The sequence below is a fragment of the Haematobacter sp. genome (assembly GCF_032102465.1).
GTDB lineage: Bacteria > Pseudomonadota > Alphaproteobacteria > Rhodobacterales > Rhodobacteraceae > Haematobacter.
The window spans coordinates 1-21,911 of record NZ_DAMDHB010000013.1; the positions used below are offsets into that span (position 1 = coordinate 1).

Annotated in this window: 19 protein-coding genes and 1 pseudogene; 11 read left to right on the forward strand and 9 right to left on the reverse strand. The window is 66.6% G+C overall.

The window, feature by feature from the left end; all coding sequences use genetic code 11:
- Window positions 1–643, reverse strand: a pseudogene (locus RT513_RS10010) (DNA mismatch repair protein MutS); the annotation flags it as partial.
- A 133-nt stretch (window positions 644–776) separates the two neighbouring features.
- Between RT513_RS10010 and RT513_RS10015 the strand changes: the two are divergent.
- Entirely contained in the window at window positions 777–1,658 is an 882-nt protein-coding gene (locus RT513_RS10015) for a ribokinase (RefSeq protein WP_313533990.1), read from the forward strand.
- 413 nt (window positions 1,659–2,071) lie between these two features.
- On the opposite strand, the gene RT513_RS10020 is transcribed toward RT513_RS10015, so the two are convergent.
- Complete coding sequence (locus tag RT513_RS10020) at window positions 2,072–3,295, reverse strand: argininosuccinate synthase (protein ID WP_088213606.1); 1,224 nt, start codon at window positions 3,293–3,295, stop codon at window positions 2,072–2,074.
- Between the two features lie 170 nt (window positions 3,296–3,465).
- Between RT513_RS10020 and RT513_RS10025 the strand changes: the two genes are divergently transcribed.
- Genes RT513_RS10025 through RT513_RS10035 form a run of 3 tightly spaced genes read left to right on the forward strand, consistent with a single transcriptional unit; the run spans window position 3,466 to window position 7,209 of the window.
- Window positions 3,466–4,890 carry a sensor histidine kinase gene (locus RT513_RS10025; RefSeq protein WP_290685463.1) on the forward strand — a complete coding sequence of 475 codons (1,425 nt, stop codon included), beginning with the start codon at window positions 3,466–3,468 and terminating at the stop codon, window positions 4,888–4,890.
- Window positions 4,891–4,932: 42 nt separating this feature from the next.
- Complete coding sequence (gene ilvA / locus RT513_RS10030; protein WP_088213680.1) at window positions 4,933–6,183, forward strand: threonine ammonia-lyase IlvA; 1,251 nt, start codon at window positions 4,933–4,935, stop codon at window positions 6,181–6,183.
- Between the two features lie 21 nt (window positions 6,184–6,204).
- Window positions 6,205–7,209, forward strand: a complete 1,005-nt coding sequence (locus RT513_RS10035) for an aldose epimerase family protein (RefSeq protein WP_290685466.1) — start codon at window positions 6,205–6,207, stop codon at window positions 7,207–7,209.
- Here the strand turns inward: RT513_RS10035 and RT513_RS10040 are convergent.
- Window positions 7,127–7,501 (reverse strand): Hpt domain-containing protein, encoded by a 375-nt coding sequence (locus RT513_RS10040; RefSeq protein WP_290685468.1) that lies wholly within the window; start codon window positions 7,499–7,501, stop codon window positions 7,127–7,129. The two genes, RT513_RS10035 and RT513_RS10040, sit on opposite strands and share 83 nt — an antisense overlap.
- Before the next feature lie 134 nt (window positions 7,502–7,635).
- Between RT513_RS10040 and RT513_RS10045 the strand changes: the two genes are divergently transcribed.
- Window positions 7,636–8,919: a PP2C family protein-serine/threonine phosphatase gene (locus tag RT513_RS10045; RefSeq protein WP_290685471.1), complete on the forward strand. Its 1,284-nt coding sequence runs from the start codon at window positions 7,636–7,638 to the stop codon at window positions 8,917–8,919.
- Window positions 8,920–8,964: 45 nt separating this feature from the next.
- Here RT513_RS10045 and RT513_RS10050 read toward each other — a convergent pair whose 3' ends face one another.
- Complete coding sequence (locus RT513_RS10050) at window positions 8,965–10,398, reverse strand: short-chain fatty acyl-CoA regulator family protein (protein WP_088213609.1); 1,434 nt, start codon at window positions 10,396–10,398, stop codon at window positions 8,965–8,967.
- Window positions 10,399–10,557: 159 nt separating this feature from the next.
- On the opposite strand from RT513_RS10050, the gene aceB reads away from it, so the two are divergent.
- Window positions 10,558–12,186 carry a malate synthase A gene (aceB, locus tag RT513_RS10055; protein WP_290685474.1) on the forward strand — a complete coding sequence of 543 codons (1,629 nt, stop codon included), beginning with the start codon at window positions 10,558–10,560 and terminating at the stop codon, window positions 12,184–12,186.
- A gap of 64 nt (window positions 12,187–12,250) precedes the next feature.
- Window positions 12,251–13,867, forward strand: a complete 1,617-nt coding sequence (locus RT513_RS10060; protein WP_035741814.1) for an isocitrate lyase — start codon at window positions 12,251–12,253, stop codon at window positions 13,865–13,867.
- A gap of 86 nt (window positions 13,868–13,953) precedes the next feature.
- On the opposite strand, the gene RT513_RS10065 is transcribed toward RT513_RS10060, so the two are convergent.
- Genes RT513_RS10065 through RT513_RS10075 form a run of 3 tightly spaced genes read right to left on the reverse strand, consistent with a single transcriptional unit; the run spans window position 13,954 to window position 17,389 of the window.
- Window positions 13,954–14,271, reverse strand: a complete 318-nt coding sequence (locus RT513_RS10065) for a hypothetical protein (RefSeq protein WP_290685478.1) — start codon at window positions 14,269–14,271, stop codon at window positions 13,954–13,956.
- Window positions 14,268–16,811 (reverse strand): cytochrome c oxidase subunit I, encoded by a 2,544-nt coding sequence (ctaD, locus tag RT513_RS10070; protein ID WP_290685480.1) that lies wholly within the window; start codon window positions 16,809–16,811, stop codon window positions 14,268–14,270. The genes RT513_RS10065 and ctaD overlap by 4 nt, the downstream gene beginning before the upstream one ends.
- On the reverse strand, window positions 16,808–17,389 hold the full coding sequence (locus RT513_RS10075) for a cytochrome c oxidase subunit II (RefSeq protein WP_290685482.1): 582 nt from the start codon (window positions 17,387–17,389) through the stop codon (window positions 16,808–16,810). The genes ctaD and RT513_RS10075 overlap by 4 nt, the downstream gene beginning before the upstream one ends.
- Window positions 17,390–17,509: 120 nt before the next feature.
- Here RT513_RS10075 and RT513_RS10080 point away from each other — a divergent pair, with 120 nt between their 5' ends.
- Window positions 17,510–18,079, forward strand: a complete 570-nt coding sequence (locus RT513_RS10080; protein ID WP_290685485.1) for a DUF2231 domain-containing protein — start codon at window positions 17,510–17,512, stop codon at window positions 18,077–18,079.
- On the opposite strand, the gene RT513_RS10085 is transcribed toward RT513_RS10080, so the two are convergent.
- Window positions 17,997–18,497: a CopD family protein gene (locus tag RT513_RS10085; RefSeq protein ID WP_290685487.1), complete on the reverse strand. Its 501-nt coding sequence runs from the start codon at window positions 18,495–18,497 to the stop codon at window positions 17,997–17,999. The genes RT513_RS10080 and RT513_RS10085 overlap by 83 nt on opposite strands.
- A complete protein-coding gene (locus RT513_RS10090; protein ID WP_290685489.1) occupies window positions 18,494–19,192 on the reverse strand; it encodes a cytochrome c oxidase assembly protein in 699 nt (232 codons plus the stop codon). The genes RT513_RS10085 and RT513_RS10090 overlap by 4 nt, the downstream gene beginning before the upstream one ends.
- Window positions 19,193–19,385: 193 nt before the next feature.
- Between RT513_RS10090 and RT513_RS10095 the strand changes: the two genes are divergently transcribed.
- The 3 genes from RT513_RS10095 to RT513_RS10105 are packed head-to-tail and all read left to right on the forward strand — an operon-like array spanning window position 19,386 to window position 21,533.
- Complete coding sequence (locus RT513_RS10095; RefSeq protein WP_290685491.1) at window positions 19,386–19,655, forward strand: hypothetical protein; 270 nt, start codon at window positions 19,386–19,388, stop codon at window positions 19,653–19,655.
- Between the two features lies 1 nt (window position 19,656).
- On the forward strand, window positions 19,657–20,304 hold the full coding sequence (locus tag RT513_RS10100) for a hypothetical protein (protein ID WP_290685493.1): 648 nt from the start codon (window positions 19,657–19,659) through the stop codon (window positions 20,302–20,304).
- Window positions 20,305–20,312: 8 nt separating this feature from the next.
- A complete protein-coding gene (locus RT513_RS10105; RefSeq protein ID WP_290685496.1) occupies window positions 20,313–21,533 on the forward strand; it encodes a M20/M25/M40 family metallo-hydrolase in 1,221 nt (406 codons plus the stop codon).
- Window positions 21,534–21,911 lie beyond the last annotated feature (378 nt).

Below are 21,911 nucleotides of genomic sequence, written 5' to 3' on the forward strand. Positions count from 1 at the left end.
CCCCCCGCCACAGCGCGCACAGCCGCCGCTCCGCCGCCGCGCTGTCAAAGCTCGCGCGCGGGCGCGACGTGGCGACCCCACCGGCCTCCACCACGACCGGCTCCCATTCCGCCTCCCGCGCGTCGGAGATCAGCACCTCCCGCGGGCGGAGCCGGGCCAGCTCCGGCGCAAGCCGCACGGGCGGGCAGGCGGTCACGCCCAGCTCGCCGGTGGAGATGTCCACATAGGCCAGCGCGCCCTCCTCCCGCATCTCGGCATAGGCAGCGAGGAAGTTGTGCCGCCGCGCCTCCAGCAGGCTCTCCTCCGTCAGCGTGCCGGGGGTGACGAGGCGCACGATCTCCCGCCGCACGACGGATTTTGAGCCGCGCTTCTTCGCCTCCGCTGGGTCTTCCATCTGCTCGGCAATGGCGACGCGAAAGCCCTTGCGGATCAGCGTGAGCAGGTAGCTCTCCGCCGCATGGACGGGCACGCCGCACATAGCGATATCCTCGCCCAGATGCTTACCCCGTTTGGTCAGCGCGATATCCAGCGCCGCCGCCGCCTGACCGGCGTCGTCGAAGAACATCTCGTAGAAGTCACCCATCCGGTAGAACAGCAGGGCGTCGGGATGCCCGGACTTGATCTCCAGATACTGTGCCATCATCGGCGTGACGGAGGTATCGTCGCTGGCCACGGTCTCTCCTCTTGTTTCCGGCTGCGGAACCTACAAACCGGCGCGGGCGGGGGAAAGGCGAAATCCCGTTCACGGCGGCGTGCCGCCGCGCTATCTATCGGGCATGACGATCTGGAATCTGGGCTCGATCAATATCGACAAGGTCTATCGCCTGCCGCGGCATCCCGCGCCGGGGGAGACGCTGGCCGCTCTGTCCTATGGGACGGGGCTTGGGGGCAAGGGGGCGAACCAGTCCGTCGCCGCGGCGCGGGCGGGCGGGCGCGTCCTGCATCTCGGCGCCGTGGGCGAGGATGGCGGCTGGACGCTGGAGCGGCTGGCGCTCGCCGGGGTGGACGTGTCACGCGTCGGCATCGGGGCGGAGGCCACGGGCCATGCGGTGATCCTTGTGGCGGAGGATGGCGAGAACATCATCGTCATCCATCCCGGCGCGAATCGCGAAATCCCCGCCCATGCGGTGACGGAGGGACTGGCCGAATCGCGTCCGGGCGATCTTCTGCTGATCCAGAACGAAACCTCCGCTCAGGAGGCCGCTGCCCGTGCGGGGCGGGACAGGGGGCTCCGCGTCGCCTATTCCGCCGCGCCCTTCGAGGTGGAGGCCGTGCGCGCCGTCATGCCCTATCTCTCCCTCCTGCTCCTGAACGAGCTGGAGGCGCAGCAGCTTGAGCAAGCTCTGGGGCAGCCTCTCGCCACGCTGGGGATACCCGACATCGTGGTGACGAAGGGGGCGCGCGGTGCGAGCTGGATCACGGAAGGGGAGGAGATTGTGAGCGTCCCGGCCCATTTCGTCGATGTGGTGGATACGACCGGCGCGGGGGATTGCTTTGCGGGCTATCTTGTCGCGGCGCTGGATGAGGGCGCCGCGCCGGAGGCCGCCATGCGCCTTGCCGCCGCGGCGGCCGCGGTGCAGGTCGGGCGTCCCGGCGCCGGCGATGCCATGCCCTCCCGCATGGAGGTGGAGGCGTTTCTGGCCGCGCGCGGTCTCTAGCGGGCTGCGGGAAAAGTCCTGAAGCGTCATGCCTATGTGCCGGAAATCGGAAAATCTGCCCGGACGTATATAGATTTCCGGCTGGATTTTGTCAGATTGCGACCGATTTCCGCCCCAACATGCCAAAAGCCTTATTCAGCAGACTGCTGAAAAATTCCGAAGTCTCATGGCAATGGAAATCTGCCCGGGAATGCTCCGCATTGTGCAGATTTCCGGCTGAATTCCCTCAGATTGCGAAGGATTTCCGCTCCAGCGCAGACCTTAAGGCCTTTCAACAGCCTGCTGGCTGTTCTGCGCTCCCGCTTTGCAGGCGGCGGGCGGCGCGATCCTTGGCGTTGTGAAGGGGGATGTTCCGGCATTTCAGCAGGGGGAGGGAGGGCCGGTGCGGCCCTCCCCGGGGGATCCTGCGGGGCTCAGTTGCCGCGCGCGTTCCGCGTGGCGATCAGTTTCAGCCGCAGCGCGTTCAGCCGGATGAAGCCCGCCGCGTCCTTCTGGTCATAGGCGCCCGCGTCATCCTCGAAGGTCACATGCGCCTCCGAATAGAGCGATTCGTCGGACCAGCGCGCAACCGTCCGCGCGGAACCCTTGTAGAGCTTCACCCGCACGGTGCCGGAGACATGCTCCTGGCTCTTGTCGATGAGCGCCTGAAGCATCTCGCGCTCCGGGCTGAACCAGAAACCGTTGTAAATCAGCTCCGCATAGCGGGGCATGATCGAATCCTTCAGGTGTCCCGACCCGGAATCGAGGGTGATCTGCTCGATCCCGCGGTGTGCGACCAGCAGGATGGTGCCGCCCGGGGTTTCATAGATCCCGCGGGACTTCATGCCGACGAAACGGTTTTCCACCATGTCGAGACGGCCGACGCCATGCTTGCCGCCCAGCTCGTTCAGCCGGGTCAGGATCGTGGCCGGGCTGAGACGCTCGCCGTTCAGTGCGACCGCATCGCCCTTCTCGAAGGTGATCTCCACATACTCCGCCTCGTTCGGCGCATCCTCGGGATCGACGGTGCGCTGATAGACGTATCCCGGTGCTTCCTCGCCCGGATTCTCCAGCACCCGCCCCTCGGAGGAGGTGTGGAGCAGGTTCGCATCGACGGAGAACGGCGCTTCGCCCCGCTTGTTCTTGGCGATCGGGATCTGGTTCGCCTCGGCGAATTCCAGAAGCTTGGTGCGGCTGGTCAGCGACCATTCGCGCCAGGGCGCAATCACCTTGATATGCGGGTTCAGCGCATAGGCCGACAGCTCGAACCGGACCTGGTCGTTGCCCTTGCCGGTGGCGCCATGAGCCACGGCATCCGCCCCGGTCTGCTCCGCGATCTGGACCAGACGCTGTGCGATCAGCGGCCGCGCGATGGAGGTGCCGAGCAGATACTCGCCTTCATAGAGCGCATTCGCCCGGAACATCGGGAAGACGTAATCGCGCACGAATTCCTCGCGCAGGTCTTCGATATAGATGTTGGCGGGGTTGATCCCCAGCATCTCGGCCTTCTGGCGCGCGGGCTCGAGCTCCTCGCCCTGACCCAGATCAGCGGTAAAGGTGATGACCTCGCAGCCATACTCGGTCTGGAGCCATTTGAGGATAATGGACGTATCGAGCCCGCCCGAATAGGCGAGGACGACTTTTTTCGGTGCGGACATTGGGATTTTCCCCGGCGAACAACAATCCGCGCGGGTCTATGCCCTTTGCGCGCGAGGCTCAAGGAAAAGCGTCAGCAGGGCTTGAAGGAGGCCGCTCCTCCTTTAGTGTTTTCATGGCAGGCTGGCGCGGGGTGGCAATGTTTTCGGCGGACACGGAATGCGCGCGGCTCATGCGCGACCTTGACTGGTCGGCCAATCCGCTGGGGCCGCCCGAAACGTGGCCGACGGCGCTCAGGACGCTTGTGGGGATCATGCTCGGCTCCCGCCAGCCGATGTTCGTCGCCTGGGGTCCGCAGGAGATCATGCTGTACAACGACGCCTACGCACCCCTTTGCGGCGCGCGCCATCCGGCGATCGGGGTGCCCTTTCAGGTTCTCTGGGCGGATATCCTGAACGATGTCTATCCGATCCTGCAGGCCGCCTATGAGGGACGCTCGACCCATATGGAGGACATCCGCTTCCTCATGCACCGCAACGGCTACCCGGAGGAGACGCATTTCTCCTTCTCCTACACGCCGGTCCGGGATGAGCGGGGCGGGATCCCCGGCATGTTCTGCGCCTGCGACGAGATCACCGAACAGGTGCGCCAGCGGCGCGCGCAGGAGCAGGAGCGGGCGCTGCTTTACGAGGCCCTGCGCCTTTCTCCCGGCGCGACGGCCCTTGTCATGGGGCCGGATCATGTCTTCGCTTTGGCCAATGAGCGGTTTCTTTATCTCTGCGGCAAGGATTCCGGCATCATCGGGAAGCCCACCGCCGAGGTTCTGCCGGAGATCGTGGAACAGGGTTTCATTCGGCTGATGGATCAGGTCTTTGCCACCGGAACGCCGTACGAGGGCCGCGACCTCCCGATAGATCTGCTGCATGACGATCATTCCGAGATGACACGCCATTACGTCGATTTCGTCTATCAGCCCTTCGCCGACCCCATGACGGGGACGCGCGGCGTGCTCATTCAGGGCATCGACGTCACCGACCGGCGGGAGAAGGAGGAACGGCAGAGGATCATCGCCAACGAGCTGTCGCACCGGATGAAGAATCAGCTTGCCGTCGTACGGGCCGTGATCTCCCAGACGATCCGCCGGGCAAGCGACACGCGGGAGGCGGCGAAGGTGATCGACGGGCGTCTGATGGCGCTTGGCCGGGCGCAGAACCTGCTGCTCAACGCCGAGGCGGAGGAGAGCACCGTGGCCGCCGTCGTCCGTGCCGCGCTGTCGCCCTATGACGAGGCGAAAAGCTCGCGCTACAGCCTGAGCGGGCCGCATGTCGTGCTTGGCGGGCAGCTCGTGATGAGCCTGTCGCTCGTTGTGCATGAACTCGGAACCAATGCGCTCAAGCATGGCGCGTTTTCCGTGCCCGAAGGGCATGTGGATATCGTCTGGGCGCTGGAGGCGCTGCCGGAGGGGCGGCTTTTCACCTTCGACTGGCGGGAGAGGGGCGGCCCCCCGGTTTCCGAGCCGCTGACAAAGGGGAGCGGCTCGGGGCTGATCGCGGCGGGGCTGGGCACTTTCGGTGGCGAGGTGATCATGGATTTCGCGCCGGACGGCCTGCATTGCCGGATGAGTGCGCTTCTGGGCGGCGAGGGGATGATCGCCTGACGCGGCTTTACGTGCGGAAAGACCGGCGCTATTCGAATGGGCATGACCAGTTTCGCCGCCTCCGCCCGCTCCGCCACCGCCGCGCTCCGTGATCTCTTCCCGGAAACGCCGCTTCTGCGCAACGAACTGCTCTCCGCGCGGTATGACGCGGATATCTGGTTGAAGCGCGAGGATCTGACCCCCGTCCGGTCCTACAAGCTGCGCGGCGCCTTCAACGCGATGCGCAAGGTGATCGCCTCCAGCGGCGCGACCAGCGGGCATTTCGTCTGCGCGAGCGCGGGCAACCACGCACAGGGCGTGGCCTTCGCCTGCCGGCATTTCGGCGTGCGGGGCACGATCTTCATGCCAGTGACGACGCCGGATCAGAAGATCGAAAAGACCCGCATGTTCGGCGGCGACAATGTGACGATCGAGCTGACGGGCGACTATTTCGACCAGTCGCTGGCGGCGGCAAAGGAGTTCTGCGCCGAAATCCACGGGTATTTCCTGTCGCCCTTCGACGATGCCGACGTGATCGAGGGCCAGGCCTCGGTCGGGGTGGAGATCATGGATCAGCTCGACGGGCCTCCCGACATGGTGATCCTGCCGGTGGGCGGCGGCGGCCTTGCCTCCGGCGTGACGGGATATCTGCGCGAAGCCTCCCCGGAGACGACCTTCCGCTTCGTGGAGCCGCTGGGGGGGGCAAGCCTCCGGGCGGCGGTCAGGGCCGGACGGCCGGTGACGCTGCCCAAGGTGGACAGTTTCGTCGATGGCGCTGCCGTCGGACGGCTGGGCGATCTGACCTTCAGCCGCCTCCGCCATGTTCCGACGGATGACATCCTGCTCGCCCCGGAGGACCGGATCTGCACCACGATCCTCGAGATGCTGAATGTGGAGGGCATCGTGCTGGAGCCTGCCGGCGCGCTGTCGCTCGACGTCCTGCCCGAACTGGCCGACCAGATCCGCGGCAAGCGTGTGGTCTGCGTGACGTCGGGCGGCAACTTCGATTTCGAGCGGCTGCCGGAGGTGAAGGAGCGGGCGCAGCGATTCTCCGGCATCAAGAAATACCTGCTGCTCCGCCTGCCGCAGCGGCCGGGCGCGCTTCGGGATTTTCTGGGGCAGCTCGGCCCGCATGACGATGTGGCGCGCTTCGAATATCTGAAGAAATCCGCGCGGAATTTCGGCACGATCCTGATCGGCATCGAAACGCGCGCGCCGGGCGATTTCGCCACGCTGTTCGAGCGGCTCGACGCAGCGGGCTTCGTCTTTACCGATATCACCAATGACGAGGTCGTGGGTCAGTTCCTGATCTGACATCCCGGCGCGGAGAGAGCCATGAGCCGTCGCATATTCGGAACCCTGCCCGATGGGACGCAGGTGGAGGCGCTGACGCTCAGCGGGGGCGGTCTCCGGGCCGAGGTGCTGACCTACGGCGCGGTGGTGCGCGACCTTCGGCTGGAGGGCCATGCGCCCCCGCTGGTGCTGGGGTTCGAGACGCTGGAGGATTATCTCGGCCATTCGCGCAATCACGGCGCCACCTGCGGGCGGGTGGCGAACCGGATCGGCAACGGGCGGTTCTCTCTGGACGGGCGGGACTACGCGCTGGAGCTGAACGAAAAGGGCGTGACCCACAGCCATGGCGGCAGCCGCGGCATGGCGAAACGCGTCTGGAAGGTGGAGGAGCATGGAGCGGACCGGCTCACCCTCTCCATCCATGATCCGGCGGGGCAGGCAGGCTATCCGGGGGCCGTCGACTCGCTGTGCCACATGCGGCTTGCGGATGGTGGGCTGGAGATCACCTACGAATCGCGGGTGGATGCGCCGACGCTGGTGAACCTGTGCCACCATGGCTACTTCAACCTCGACGGCGGGCCGGACATCCTGAGCCACCGGATGCGCATCGACGCCGGGGCCTATCTCCCGGTGAACGCGCTGAAGGTGCCGACGGGAGAGATCGCGCCGGTGTCCGGCACGCCCTTCGACCTGCGGGACGCCACGATCCTTGGCGAGAGGATGGCGGAGGCCGGCATCGCGTTCGACCACAACTTCTGTCTCTCCGAGGGCAGGGTCGATCTGCGCCCCGTGGCCTGGGCGGAAAGCCCCGCCTCCGGCGTGACGCTGGAGGTGCTGACCACCGAACCCGGCGTGCAGCTGTTCTGTGCGGTGGGGATGGTGATCGGCGTTCCGGGTCTGGGGGGCAGGGATTACGGCTCGGCTGCGGGCTTCTGTCTGGAGACGCAGATCTGGCCCGATGCAATCAACCATCCGGGCTTCCCCGATCTTGTGCTGCGCCCCGGAGAGGTGCGCCGTCAGGCCACGGTCTATCGGTTTTCGCGCTGACGGGCGGACCGTCGAGAAACGCGGCCAGCGACGCCTGCCAGAGGGACCGCAGGGTTTCCACGGTAAGCCTCCCCGGTGCCGCCTCTCCTTCCGCGCAGAGGCGGGCAAAGGCCGAAAACCCCATGTTGAGCGCGCTGCCCCGCAGGAAGTGACAGGCCTCCGCTCCCGCGTTCTCCTCCGTCATGGCCGCAAGCGTCTCCTCCACCTCCGCGCGGAACACGTCGATAAGGATGTCAAAGGTTTGGGTGGAGAGGTCGCGCCTCAACACCGCCACGCGCCGCCAGTCGATCATGCCGTCCTCCCGCTTCGGAAGCACCTTACGCGCAGGAGCTTAATGGCCGGTTACGCCGCCGAGACCGCTCGGTTCATCGCGCGTTAAGGGTTTCCTGCGATAGCTTGAGCGATTTCGGAGGAACCCCTTTGCCCATGCCCATGCCCATTATGATGTCCCAGCCCGTCATGCCCCTTGCCCAGCCCCAGCGCTGGGGGGGGCGGACGGCGCTTGTCGTCGACGACAGCGGATTGCAGCGGCGGTTGCTGGCGGAGATGCTGACCGACTGGGGCTATGATGTACAGGAGGCGGAGACGGGGGAAGCGGCGCTGCTCCTCTCGCGTCAGCGGCGGTTCGATCTGGTCATCAGCGACTGGATGATGCCCGGCATGAACGGTCTCGACTTCTGCGAGGCGTTCCGGGCGCTGCCGGGGGAAAGCTACAGCTACTTCATCCTCGTCACCGCCAAGAGCGAGAAGAATGAGGTCGCCCACGGGCTGGATTGCGGGGCCGATGACTTCCTGACCAAGCCCGTAACCCCCGGGGAGCTCCGCGCCCGCATCGCGGCGGGAGAGCGGATCATCGACATGCAGCGGCGGCTCTCCGACAGCAACCGGCGGCTCAACGAGACGCTGGCGGAGGTGCGCGGCCTCTACAGCGCACTCGACCGTGATCTGGATGAGGCGCGCAAGCTGCAACAGGCGCTGGTGCGCGACCATTCGCGCGATTTCGGGCCAGCCGCCCTTTCGGTGCTCTTGCGGCCAAGCGGGCAGATCGGGGGGGATCTGGCGGGGTTCTTCCCGATCGGGCCCCGGCGGGTCGGGTTCTTCTCGGTCGATGTTGCGGGCCATGGTGTCGCCGCGGCGTTGATGATGGCGCGGCTTTCGGGGTTGTTCTCTCCGGGGGGCGGTGGCCAGAACGTGGCGCTGGTCCGCAACGAATACGGCACTCTCACCCCGCGCAGACCGCAGGAGGTCGCCGTCCACCTGAACCGGGTGTTTCTGGAGGAGATGGAGACGGAGCGGTATTTCACGATGATCTATGCCGACGCCGACATGGCCACCGGTTGCGTCACCTTCGTGCAGGCGGGCCATCCCAACCCGGCGATTATCCGGGCGAACGGCATGGTGGAGTTTCCGGGCGCGGGGGGCTTCCCCATCGGCCTGATCGCGGAGGCGGAGTACGAGGAGGTGACGGTGACGCTGCGGCCCAGTGACAGGATGCTGCTGCTCACCGATGGCGTGACAGAGTGCGGCGCGGCGGGGCAGGGCGTGATGGAGGAGCATCTGGCCGACATCCTCCGCCTCAACCGGCAGCTTGCCGGGCGGAAATTCCTCGAGTCGGTGATCTCCGATCTGGCGGAGTCCGTCGGTGGCGCGGATTTCCCCGACGACATCTCATGCACGCTTTACGAGTTCGGCCGGAGGGAGGATGCCTAGCCCTCAGCCCTCAGCCCTCAGCCCTCAGCCCTCAGCCCTCAGCCCTCAGCCCTCCCCTTCGAATCGGTAGATCGACAGGCTGCGCTCCTGCTCGTTGATCGCCAACCGGCGGTTGATCGGCGCATGGGCGCGGGAGGCGCAGTTGGGACGCTCGCAAAGGTAGCAGTTCAGGCCCACATCCGTCGGTACGGTCCGTTCGAGGTTCATCTGGTCGGCATGGATGAGACGCGGCGCATAGGCGATGTCGCAGCCCAGCCCTATGGCCAGTTTCGGCGCGGGCTGGTCGAAGGTGCCGCCGGTCCGCGTGACCGTCCGCGCGATGGAGAAGTAGCTCGCGCCATCCGGCATGCGGATGACCTGCGTCAGAACCTTGTCCGGGGCCTCGAAGGCCGCATGGATGTTCCATAGCGGGCAGGTGCCGCCGAATTTGGAAAAGGGGAAACGCCCGGCGCTGAACCGTTTGGAGACATTGCCCGCCCGGTCCACCCGCACGAAGAAGAAGGGCACCCCCCGCGCATCCGCACGTTGCAGCGTGGACATGCGGTGGGCCGTCTGCTCGTAGCTTGTGCCGAAGCGGTGGCTGAGCAGTTCCACGTCATAGCGCGCCGATTCGCAGGCGGCGAGGAACCGGCGATAGGGCATCAGCAGGGCGGCGGCGAAGTAGTTGAACAGGCTCACACGGGCGAGCCGCATCGCCTCCCCCTCCATTCCCGAATCGGCGAGCGTCGCCTCGATCACCGGCTCGTGCTCCAGTCGCGCCAGCAGAACGGCGATCTGGAACCGGCGGCTTGCCTGCCCCAGAAGCTCGGAGAGCATGAGCTCCCGCCGGTGCATCTCGAACCGCCGCAACCGCCCCGAGAGCACATCGCCCGGCAGGATGCGGACGCGGATGCCGTGGGCCCGAAGCCGTTCCGTCAGCACGGTATTCGGCTCTCCCCGGTGGAGGCCCAAGTCCTCCGCCATCGCTTCTGCCGCGCGGTCCACCTCGTCGATGTAGTTCCGGCGGTCGTAGAACCACAGGCGTACATCCTCCACGGGGCGGGAGCCTTCCTCCAGCACCTGCACCTTGTCCCGGTCGATGAGGGGATTGTCCCCCGACTGACTGCGCAGGATTACCCGCCGGTAGCGCTCGTGCAGACGGACGAGCGCGCCGGCCACTCCCGGTGCCGCATGGAGCGCCTGCTCGATCTCCGTGCGGGTGACATGCGCGGCTTCCAGCGCCGGATCCTTCAGCGTTGCCGTCAGGTCGGTCGCAAGTTGCGTATCATGGCTCGGGGCGAGTTCGGCGACGTTCAGGTCGAACACTTCGGCGAGTCGCATGAGCAGCCGCGCGCTGGCAGGACGCTGGTCGGCTTCGATGAGCGTGATGTAGCTCGGGCTCACGCGGAGCTGTTCGGCCATCTGCGCCTGTGTAAGCCCGAGGTTCTGGCGCAGCGCCTTCAACCGGGGGCCGATGATGAGCTTTTCGCCTCGCGCCATTACTTACAAACCTTACAAAATCCACGTTTCAGCCACGACACAACTGACAACACGACCTCATTCACACAAGTAACGATGCATCTCATGCTGCGTGTGCGGCATTACATTACTAACATGACATAACGAATCGTGCTTGTCCTGCACGAAAGGAGAATCGCCATGTCCCTTGATCTTGCCGCCCCTTCGATCGCGACCCGTCCGGTGTTCCTGCGTGTGGTGCGGGGACAGGATCGGGTGCTGACCCCGGACGCGACTGCCTTCATCGCGGAGCTGCAGGCGCGTTTCGGCTCCAAGCTCCATGCGCTGATGGTCGCCCGACAGCGCCGGCAGGAGCGTTACGACGACGGCCGTCTGCCCGACTATCTGGAGGAGACGGTGACGATCCGCCGTGGCATCTGGTCCGCCGCGCGGGTGCCGGATGTTCTGGCCGACCGCCGGGTCGAGATCACCGGCCCGGTTGACCGCAAGATGATGATCAACGCCCTGAACTCCGGCGCGAAGGTCTTCATGGCCGATTTCGAGGATGCGACCTCGCCCAGCTTCACCAATATCATCGCGGGGCATGTCAACATGCTCGACTACCGCGATGGCACGCTGGAGCTCGACGATGCGGAGACGGGCAAGTCCTACCGCGTGGGCGATACCCCGGCGGTGCTGATCGTGCGTCCGCGCGGGCTGCATCTGGACGAGGCGAACATGATGATCGGGGGCTATGCCGTCTCCGCCGCGCTGTTCGACTTCGGGCTGAACATCTTCCACAACGGGCGCGCGCTGGCGGCGACGGGGCGGGGGCCGTTCTATTACCTGCCGAAGCTGGAGGGCCACCGCGAGGCGCGTTTCTGGAACGAGGTCTTTGTCTTCGCGCAGGATCGCCTCGGCATTCCGCAGGGCACGATCAAGGCCACCGTGCTGATCGAGACGCTGCCCGCCGCCTTCGAGATGGATGAGATCGTCTGGGAGCTGAAGGACCATATCGCCGGGCTGAACTCCGGGCGCTGGGACTACATCTTCAGCTACATCAAATCCCTGCGGAACCATTCCGCCTATGTCCTGCCCGACCGGGCGCAGGTCACGATGGATCGCGCCTTCCTGGCCACCTATGCGGCGCGGGTCGTGAAGGTCTGCCACCGCCGCGGCATTCACGCCATGGGCGGCATGGCCGCACAGATCCCGGTGAAGAACGACCCGGTCGCGAACGAGGCCGCCTTTGCCAAGGTCCGGGCGGACAAGCTGCGCGAAGTGGGCATGGGTTTCGACGGCACCTGGGTCGCCCATCCCGATCTGGTTCCGGTCGCCATGGAGGTGTTCGATGCCGAGATGCCCGGCCCGAACCAGATCCGCAAACCGCGTCAGGAATGGCGGATCGAACCGGCCATGCTGCTGAAGCCGACGGAGGGCACGATCACGGAGGCGGGTGTCCGCACCAATGTTTCCGTGGCCATCGAATATCTGGCGCAGTGGCTGTCGGGCCGTGGCGCGGTGCCGATCCACAACCTGATGGAAGATGCCGCGACGGCGGAAATCTCGCGCGCCCAGATCTGGCAGTGGATCCGCCATTCCGCCAGCGTCGCCCTCAGCGCGGGCGGCGAGCGGACGATGAGCCGCGAATGGCTGGCGGAACTGGTGCAGGAGGAGATCGTCTCCATCCTCGACCGGATCGGTCCGAACGCCTTCCACCGGGGGCGCTACGCCTCCGCCGCGCGAATCTTCCAGGAGGCGGCCGCCGCCGAGGTGCTGCCCGATTTCATCACGCTGCCAGCCTATGACGTGCTGAACGCGCTCGACTGACAAACCGGGCGGGCGCCCCACCGCCCGCCTCTCCCCGACAATTTCGACAGTGAAAGGACCCAAGATGGCCCGCAAGACCTATGCAGAACTCGAAGCCGAGACGCTTGCCCGCTACCCCTCCGGCCAGACGCCCGGCGGCGTGACGGTTGAGGATATCGTCCAGCTCAAGCTGCAGAACACCTATTCCACCCATCTCGACATTGCCCGCGACATGGCGACGGTGATGCGGGAGGACATGGCGGCCTATGATGCCGACCCGACGCAGTTCACCCAGTCGCTGGGCTGCTGGTCCGGCTTCCACGCGCAGCAGATGATCAAGTCGGTCAAGCGTCTGCGGGGCACGACGAAACGGGCCTATGTCTATCTGTCGGGCTGGATGGTCGCGGGTCTGCGCAACCGCTGGGGCCACCTGCCGGACCAGTCCATGCATGAAAAGACCGCCGTCGCGGATCTGATCGAGGAGATCTACACCTCGCTGCGTCAGGCGGATGAAGTGGCGCTAAACGATCTGTTCAAGGATCTGAAGACCGCGCGTGCCAAGGGCGACCAGGTGGCCGAGAAGAAGGCGATCGAGGCGATCGACACCTTCGAATCGCATGTCGTGCCGATCATCGCCGATATCGACGCGGGCTTCGGCAACGAGCACGCCACCTATCTGCTGGCGAAGGAGCTCATCAAGGCCGGCGCCTGCTGTCTCCAGATCGAGAACCAGGTGTCGGATGCCAAGCAGTGCGGCCACCAGGACGGCAAGGTCACCGTGCCGCGCGAGGACTTCATCGAGAAGCTCCGTGCCTGCCGCCTCGCCTTCGAGGAACTGGGCGTGGATGAGGGCGTGATCGTGGCCCGGACCGACAGCCTCGGCGCCGGCCTGACGCAGAAACTCCCCGTCAGCCAGCATCCGGGCGACCTCGCTTCCGAATATCTGAAGTGGGTCGAGGTGGAGCCGGTGGCCGAAGGCAACCTGCCCGCCGATGGCGAAGTGCTGATGGTGAGCGAGGGCAAGCTGGTGAAGCCGGTGCGCCTGCCGAACGGCCTTTACAAGTTCAAGGACGGCTCCGGCCGGTCGCGGGTGGTCGAGGACTGCATCGCCTCGCTCAACGATGGCGGCGCCGACCTGATCTGGATCGAGACGGATACGCCCAACGTGGCGGAGATCGCCGGCATGGTTGCCGACATCCGCGCCAAGGCTCCCCACGCCAAGCTGACCTACAACAACTCGCCCTCGTTCAACTGGACGCTCAACCTCCGCAAGCAGGTCCGCAACGAGTGGCTGAAGGAGGGCCGGATCAAGGAAGCCGACTACCCGGAGGGCAACGAGCTGATGAAGGCGGAGTTCGACGCGACCGATCTGGGCCGCGAGGCGGATGCCCGCCTGCAGAACTTCCAGTTCGACATCTCCACCAAGGCGGGCGTGTTCCACAACCTCATCACCCTGCCGACCTTCCACCTCACCGCGAAATCGGTGGACGAGCTCAGCCGCGGCTACTTCGGCGAGGACAAGATGCTCGCCTATGTCGCGACCGTGCAGCGTGAGGAAATCCGTCGCGGCATCTCCGCCGTGAAGCACCAGCACGAGGTCGGCTCCGATCTGGGCGACACGTTCAAGGAGATGGTGGCGGGTGAGCGCGCGCTGAAGGCCGGTGGCCATGGCAACACCATGAACCAGTTCGCCGCCGAGTAAGCTCCCTCGTCGGTGATCGTCGGGCCGCCCGTGGAGGAAACTCCACGGGCGGTTCGCATCTGGACATGTCCCGGCGAACGCAGTGCCTAGCAGAGCGGCAGGACAAAGACCGCCCAGAAGCAGAATACCGTCGCCACGAGCGCCGCGATGAACATCAGGCGCGCGACCCGGGCCAGCGGTTCCTCTCCCCCCGCGGGGCGGAGGAGAAACAGCGCGGCGAAGGTCAGCGCGAGAATGCCCGCCAGCACCGCGCGGAGGAGCGAGGTCGTCAGGAATACCCGCCCCTCCCATCCCAGCGCGCAGCCGGTGGCGTGCGTCCCGTAGAGCAGGACGAAGGCGATGCTCCAGATCACGAAGGGTCCGACGAGCGCCGCGAATCCGGCCAGCGGACGCAGCCCGATCATAGCGGCACCGTTTGCGACAGATGGGTGAGCGCATAGAGGAACCCGACCGCGATCACGGCCACCAGCGCGGTGTAATCCTGCCAGAGCCTGCCGATCGTCAGATCCGCCCGCCGCGCCGTGGAGACATAGCCCGCCCGGACGCGCCAGATGCCATAGGCCGCAAAAAGCGCGCCCAGTCCGACATGCAGCGCGGCATAGGCGAGAACCGCCGCCATGCTCGCCAGAGCGGCGTGGGAGGTGGGGGCGGGAACCGCAAGGATCAGCCCCACGAGCGCCGCAAGCCCCGCAAGCTGGCAGACAAGCGTCAGCGCCAGCAACGGCATCTCTCCCCCCCACTCCGCCAGACGGGCGGCGAGCGCGGCGATCACCGGGGCGGCCAGCGCCACCAGCACCCAGGGAACCGGCGGAACGGGAAAGTCCGGCGGCGGCCATCCGGGAGCGGAAAGCCACAGGAACAGCCCGCCGAACAGGAGCGCGGCATAGGCCGTGGCATCGGCGGCGATCGTCGCCGCCATGGCCCACCATGTCAGCGGGCGGGAGACTTCGGCATGAAGCGGGAGCCGCGCGCCCAAGCCCGCATCCAGCCTGCCGTGATCGCGGCGGAACTCCCCCCGCACGGTCCAGCACAGAAACAGCGCCACCACCAGCGCAATGCCGAGGGGCGGCCACCAGTAGAGCTTGAAGATCAGCGCGAGGAAAACCGTCCCCGTCGCCAGCGCGGTATAGAGCGGCAGAAAGGTCTGACGGGGGAGAAGCGCGATATGCTCCGGCTCCGCATCGGCGGCCCCGGTCACCAGCGTCTCCATCCAACCGTTGCGCGGCGTGGGCAGGTAGCCTTCGCCCTCTGCCAGCGCGGGCCCGATGTCGCGGGGGCGGAGCCGGTCGGCATTCGCCGCGATCCGGGGCAGGGCGGGGAAGTTGTAGCTGGGCGCGGGCAGCTTCGGCACCGCCCAGTCCAGCGTTCCGGCCCCCCAGGGGTCCGGCTCCGTCTGCCGCCCGTAACGCAGGGTCAGCGCGATATCGACGATCACCAGCATGAACCCGCCCGTCATCACGAAACTGCCGATGGAGGAGATGAGGTTGAACACCTCCCACCCGGTATCCGCGGTGTAATGGTCCACCCGGCGCGGCATCCCGAGCAGCCCGGTAAGGTGCATGATGAAGAAGGTCAGGTTGAAGCCGATGAAGATCAGCCAGAAGGCGGGCCGGGCCAGCCGCCCGTCCGGCATCCGCCCGGTAAGCGCCGGCAGCCAGTAATAGGCGGCCGCCATCATCGGAAACAGAAAGCCGCCGACCAGCACGTAGTGCAGATGCGCGACGACGAAATGGCTGTCATGGGCCTGCCAGTCGAAGGGCACGACCGCCAGCATCACCCCCGTCAGCCCGCCGATCACAAAGACGAAGAAGAAGCCGAAGACATGCAGCATCGGCAGTTCAAGCCTTGGCCGCCCGGTGGCCAGCGTGCCGATCCATGCGAAAATCTGCACAGCCGTCGGGATCGCCACCACGGCGGAGGCGGCGGAAAAGAAGGCGAGCGACAGATGCGGCAGGCCGACCGTGTACATGTGGTGGACCCAGAGGCCGAAGGAGAGAAACCCCATCGACAGCACTGCCGCGATCACCATGCGCCGCCCCGCCAGCGGCCGCCCGGCAAAGACGGGGAGGAGGGTGGAGAGCGCGCCCGCCGCGGGCAGGAAGATGATATAGACCTCCGGGTGGCCGAACAGCCAGAAGAGGTGCTGCCAGAGCAGCGGATCGCCGCCGCGCGTCGGATCGAAGAACGGCAGGCCGAAGGCACGCTCCGCCTCCAGCAGCAGGGAGCCGACGATCAGCGGCGGGAAGCCCAGCACCATCATCGCCGCGACGACCAGCATGTACCAGGCGAAGATCGGCATCCGGTCCAGCGTCATGCCGGGGGCGCGCATCTTCAGGATCGTCACCACGATCTCCACCGCGGCGGACAGGGCGGAGATCTCCACGAAGGTGATGCCCAGCAGCCAGATATCCGCGTTCACCCCCGGCGAATAGGTCGCGGAGGAAAGCGGCGTGTACATGAACCATCCATCCTTCGGCGCATAACCCGCGATCAGCGCCGCGATGAGGATCGCCCCGCCGAACAGGTAGCACCAGTAGCCGTAGGCCGACATGCGCGGAAAGGCGAGGTCGCGCGCGCCGAGCATCTTCGGCAGGAAGTAGATGGCGAACCCCTCGAAGAACGGAATGGCGAACAGGAACATCATCACCGTGCCATGCATGGTGAAGACCTGCGCATAGCTTTCGGCATCCAGAAACGGGCTGCGGGTGGTGGCGAGCTGCGCGCGGATCAGCATGGCTAGCAGCCCTCCGATGGTGAAGAACACGAGCGACGTCAGGATGAACCGCATCCCGACGACGGAGTGGTTCACCGCCGAGAGCCGCCGCCAGCCATGGCCGGAGGTCCAGATCCGCTCCAGCTCCCTGTCCCTCCGGGCGGCCTCGGGCGTGGGGATCTGGCGGCTGCGGGGCCGCGCGTCGGGGCGTCCGTCGGGCAGCACGCTCATTCGGAACCTCCGGTCAGGCGTTCGAACTCCGCCACGGGAACCGCGCGGATGAGGAAGGGCATCATCGCATGGCCCGGCCCGCAGTATTCGGCGCAGACCCCGCCGAACTCCCCCGCATCGTCCGCGATGAGGCGCAGCCGGTTCACATGGCCCGGTATCGCGTCGAGCTTGCCTGCAAGGCGCGGCACCCAGAAGGAGTGGATCACGTCGGCGCTGGTCAGCCGGAACTCCACCGGCTGGCCTACGGGAATGGCGATGCCGTTTTCTTCGGGCGGCAGATCGGGACGGTCGGCATAGCGGAAGGTCCAGGACCATTGCCGTGCCTCCGCCTCGATCACCAGCGGTTCCGCGCCGCGCATGATCGCGCGCTCCCCGACAACGAAGCCGATGCCGACCAGCAGCGTCAGCACGGCGAGCGGCAGGGCGAAGCCGCCCCAGACGAACCAGCGCCCGACAGGCACCTGCCCGAGTCGCCCGGGCCTGAGCAACGCGGTCAGGAAGAACCCCATGACGATGGCGAAAGCCAGACCGGAGGCCGCCAGCATCGCCCACCACAGAAAGGCGATGTCCCCCGCCACGCGCCCGCCCGGCGCCAGCGTGGAGAGGGGGCCGCCGCAGGCGGTGAGCGGAAACGTCGCAAGCAGGAACCGACCGCTCCGTCCCGCCGTTCGGAGAGAACGCCACAGGAGAGACAGCCGATGAACGATACCGCCCGCGAGCCGCAGGACGAGGACGACCCGGTCATGGCGGAGGTCGCCGCCGAGACGACGGAATCGGTCGTGGCCTTTGCCGGGCACCCGATTCACGCCATGCTGGTGCATTTCCCCATCGCCCTGACGATGACCGTTCTCGGGGCCGATCTGCTCTACTGGTGGAACGGCGATCCGTTCTGGGCGCGGGCGGCGATCTGGATGGTCGGCCTCGGCTTCCTCTCCGGCGCGCTGGCGGGGCTGGCGGGGCTGGTGGAAATCCTTGCCGTTCCGGGCATCAGGACGCGGGTCGGGAGCTGGAGTCACGGGGTGGCGGGCCTCATGCTGATCTCGCTTCTCGGGTTGAACTGGGGGTTCAGGTTTCAGGGCGGCGACGTGATGCCCGTAGGGATCCTGCTGTCGCTTCTCTCCGCGATCGTGGCGGGGGCTGCGGGCTGGCATGGCGGCAAGCTCATCTTCCATCACGGGATCGGCCTCATTCAGGGCGAAGAGACGGAAGCCCGGGAAACCGCTCCGACAGGGCGCCGGGACGCAGAAACGGCAGATCGGGAGGCGTAAGCACTGGCTTGCCGAGGACAAGAAACAGGATGGCCCCGACAGTGCCAATCAGCAGGAAAAGCGACAGGAGGCCCAGCCAGCTCGGATAGCGGGCTTCCTCTCCGAACACCTTGAGGATCCGCGCGGCGGCCAGGCCATGCATCATGCAAAGGACAGCCACAAAGGCGAGCTTTGCCGCGAACCACGGCGCATAGACCTGCGCCAGAAAGATCAGCGCAGTGCCCGAGATGACCGCGATGGCCGCGGCGGGGGAGAGAAACGCCAGGTAATAATACCGGGTCGCGCGGTGCAGGTTGTGGAGCGCCGCTTCTCCGGCCACGTGGTTTCGCCGCATCAGCATCGGCGGCAGCGCCATGAGACCGAAGGCCCAGAGGGAGATTGCGGCAATGTGGATGAGCTTCACCCAGGCGACGATCATGCCGCGCGCCCGCGCCGGCCAAGCAGTCCGCCCAGCCGCCAGAGCGCGACGCCGAGATAGGGCAGCGCGGCCGGAACCCACATGATGAGCCCCGCGAGCTGCTGATCCTCAAGCGGCGACAGGCCATAAGGCGCCGTTGTCGCCAGATGCGGGGCAAAGAGCGGACGCCCGGCAAAGACCAGCAGCGCCCCCAGCAGACCCATCTGCATCGTGACGCCCAGCAGCAGCAGGATCGCCCGCCCCGCTGCGGTTGCCGGCGACAGCATCGCGCGCCAGAGCCAGACGGCGGAGCCGAGGAGCGTCGCCTCCATCAGCCAGTATGCGGCGTCGGAGGACAGCGCCCAGCCATAGGGACCGGGCGTATGCCAGAGCCACAATGTCGCCGCATGGACCAGAAAGGCCAGCTCCCCCCCGCGACCCGTGCTCCGCGGCAGGCAGAGCGCCAGAAGCGGCGCTGCGATGGAGACGAGGAGCACGTGATGCGCCACGCGCGCGGAAAACAGCGCCGTGGACAGGGCGCAGAGCGGCGATACGAAAGCGACGAACAGCACCCCGGCCGCCGCGATCCCCGCGCGCGACCGCGCATGAGGCGACCACAAGGCCAGCAGCAGGATCGGAGCCATGACCAGCGGATCCGCGTTCCAGCTCAGCCACAGGGCCTCCGGGGCGGGTGCGGGCCCGCAATAGGGCGTCATGCTGCTCCTCCCATGCGTGATACTCCGTCGTGACCTGCTGCCGGTGATCGCCAACGTGGGAGGGCGGGAGCGGTTCCCCCGTCGGGTGCCGAAGGCTCATCTGTCGCAGGCGGGCCACGAGACTCACTTGCCCGGAGACAGAGAGAAGCGGAAGATGATCGCATTTCCACAAGTCATTTACGGGGAGAGAGCCATGCCGGATTTCAAACTTACCGAAGTGCCCGGGCTTGTCGTGGGCGGTGACATCGCGCGGCTGGAGGAGGCGACCGCGGCGGTGGAGGAGGCGCTGAACGATCCTCTGGCGGATGCGACGGCGCTGACGCGGGAGCTCGACCGGACCCTGCTCCGGGAGGAGACGCGCTGCGACCTGGATCTGCCGCCATCGGAGGTCTATTCCGTCATCGTGGGGGATCAGCTCGTCTATCGCTGCTACCATAACCCGCCCCACGAACTCCTCCGTTGAGATGTGGGAGAAGTTTCAGGCGCTTGCCCCTGTGCTGGTCGGGGTGTTCCTCGGCGTCTATATCCAGTTCCTGCCCGGTTGGGGGAGTGTCGGCTGGACATTCGCGGCGCTGCTCGCAGGGATGCTGGCGATGGGGCTTGCCACCGCCTTGCTGGCGAGATGGCCGCGCACCGCCGTCTGCCTCATGCAGGTGGGCTTTCTGGCGCCCATTACGCTCATCGCGCTCACCACCTGCGCGACGACGTGGCTGTCGCTGCATTTCGCCGACTGGATGGGGCTGAAAGCGCATATCCCCGACCAGAAGCAGATGGAAACCGCGACAGGCGTGCTTCTGGGCGCGGTGAATGCCTTCATCGCCGGGGCATGGCTTGACGATGCGCGCAAGCCCGGAAGCCGGATCTGGCCCGCGGGGCAGGCCAAGGCCGCCTTCAGCGCGGCCTTCACCGATCCGCTGAAGGCATGGCGCGCCTCGCTGCCGCCCGTGACGGGGGCCGCAGCCACGATCGCGCGCCGCAACGAGGTGACAAGGGTGATCGAGGCGGTCTATGAAACGCGGGTCAGCGGCGGTGGACCGGAGGGTTGGGATCTGCCGGCGCTTCTTGAACGTATCGCCCTGATCCGGGAAGCCCTCGTCCCCGGACGAACCTGAGAGCCTCCATGCCCCTCACCGATGCCGCCCGGATCATCGCCACGCCCGCCTTCACCCGCGCCTCAGCCATCCTGCGCCGTGATCACGACAGGTTCGTGGAGGATATCGTGGCCCTGACGGAGATCCCGGCGCCCCCCTTCAAGGAGGTGCGCCGTGCCGAGATCTACCGCGACCTGATGATCCAGCACGGCCTGCATGATGTGAAGCTGGACGGCATCGGCAATGTCACCGGCCTTCGTCCGGGGAAGGCGCCGGGCCGGAAGGGGATGGTCGTGGCCTCCGCCCATCTCGACACGGTTTTCCCGGAAGGGACCGACACCACCGTCCGGCGCGAGGGGACAAAGCTGTTTGCCCCCGGCGTGGGTGACGACACCCGCGGTCTGGCGGCGCTTCTTGCCTTCATGCGGGCGCTGGATGCGGCGGGGATCGAGACGGCGGAGGACATCCTCTTCGTGGCCGATGTGGGGGAGGAGGGTCAGGGCGACCTGCGCGGCATCCGCCACCTGTTCACCGAAGGAGAGTATCGCGACCGGATCGGGGCGTTCTTCACCTTCGACGGCCCGGAGATGGGCAAGCTCGTCACCTCCGCCATCGGCTCCCATCGCTACCGCGTCACCTTCCGGGGGCCGGGGGGACACAGCCTGAATGCCTTCGGCACGGTCAGCCCGGCCTATGCCATGGCGGCGCTGGTCGCTGGCATGGGGCAGATCGTCGTGCCGGAGACCCCGCGCACGACCTTCTCCTGTTCCGTTTTCGGGGGCGGCAGTTCCATCAACGCCATCCCGGAGGAGGTCTGGGTGGAGATCGACCTCCGCTCGGCCTCGCCGGAGGAACTGGCGAAACTCGACGCGCGGATGCGGGCGCTGGTGCAGGAGGCCGTCGCCGCCGAGAACGCCCGCCGCGAGACGCGGAGCGGCAGCATCACGGCCGAGGTGACGCAGATCGGTAACCGCCCGGCCGGCGCCACGCGCGAGGATGCCCCGATCGTCGAGGCCTGCAAGGCCGCGCTCCGTGCGCACGGGCTGGATTTCGTCACGGCGGCGTCCTCCACGGATGCCAACATCCCGATGAGCCTCGGCATCCCGGCGGTCATGATCGGCACCGGCGGTCATGGTGACCGATATCACTCGGTGGATGAATGGATCGATGTGGAACCGGAGGCGAGCAGCAAGGGCCTCTCCACCGGTTTCGCCGCGCTGATCGCGGTTGCCGGGCTTGTGGAGGGCTAGCAGGCTTCCGCATCGGAGATCGGCGCGGGCTTGCGTCGTCCGGAAATCGGGTTCGGTCAAGCCAGAACTTGCGGTTTCCGTAACGATCTCCAGATCGGGGCGACATATCCGCCTCGGGCAGCAGCGCCCCGGGGCGCTTTCCCAGCATCCCGTCAGGGCCGCTCCCGGCGGCCCGTGCGTGGGCGGCCTGGCCTACCGTGAGGCTCAGGCGCTGGGCTGCTTCCGGCGCTGCTCCCTCTCCAATATCGGGTGTCTGCGGTGACCCGGGAGGCGTTTCATGTGCTTTCGTGTCTTGTGTTGTCTGGCCTGCTGAGTATGGCCTTCTCAGGCACTCAGGCACTCAGGCACTCAGGCACTCAGGCACTCAGGCACTCAGGC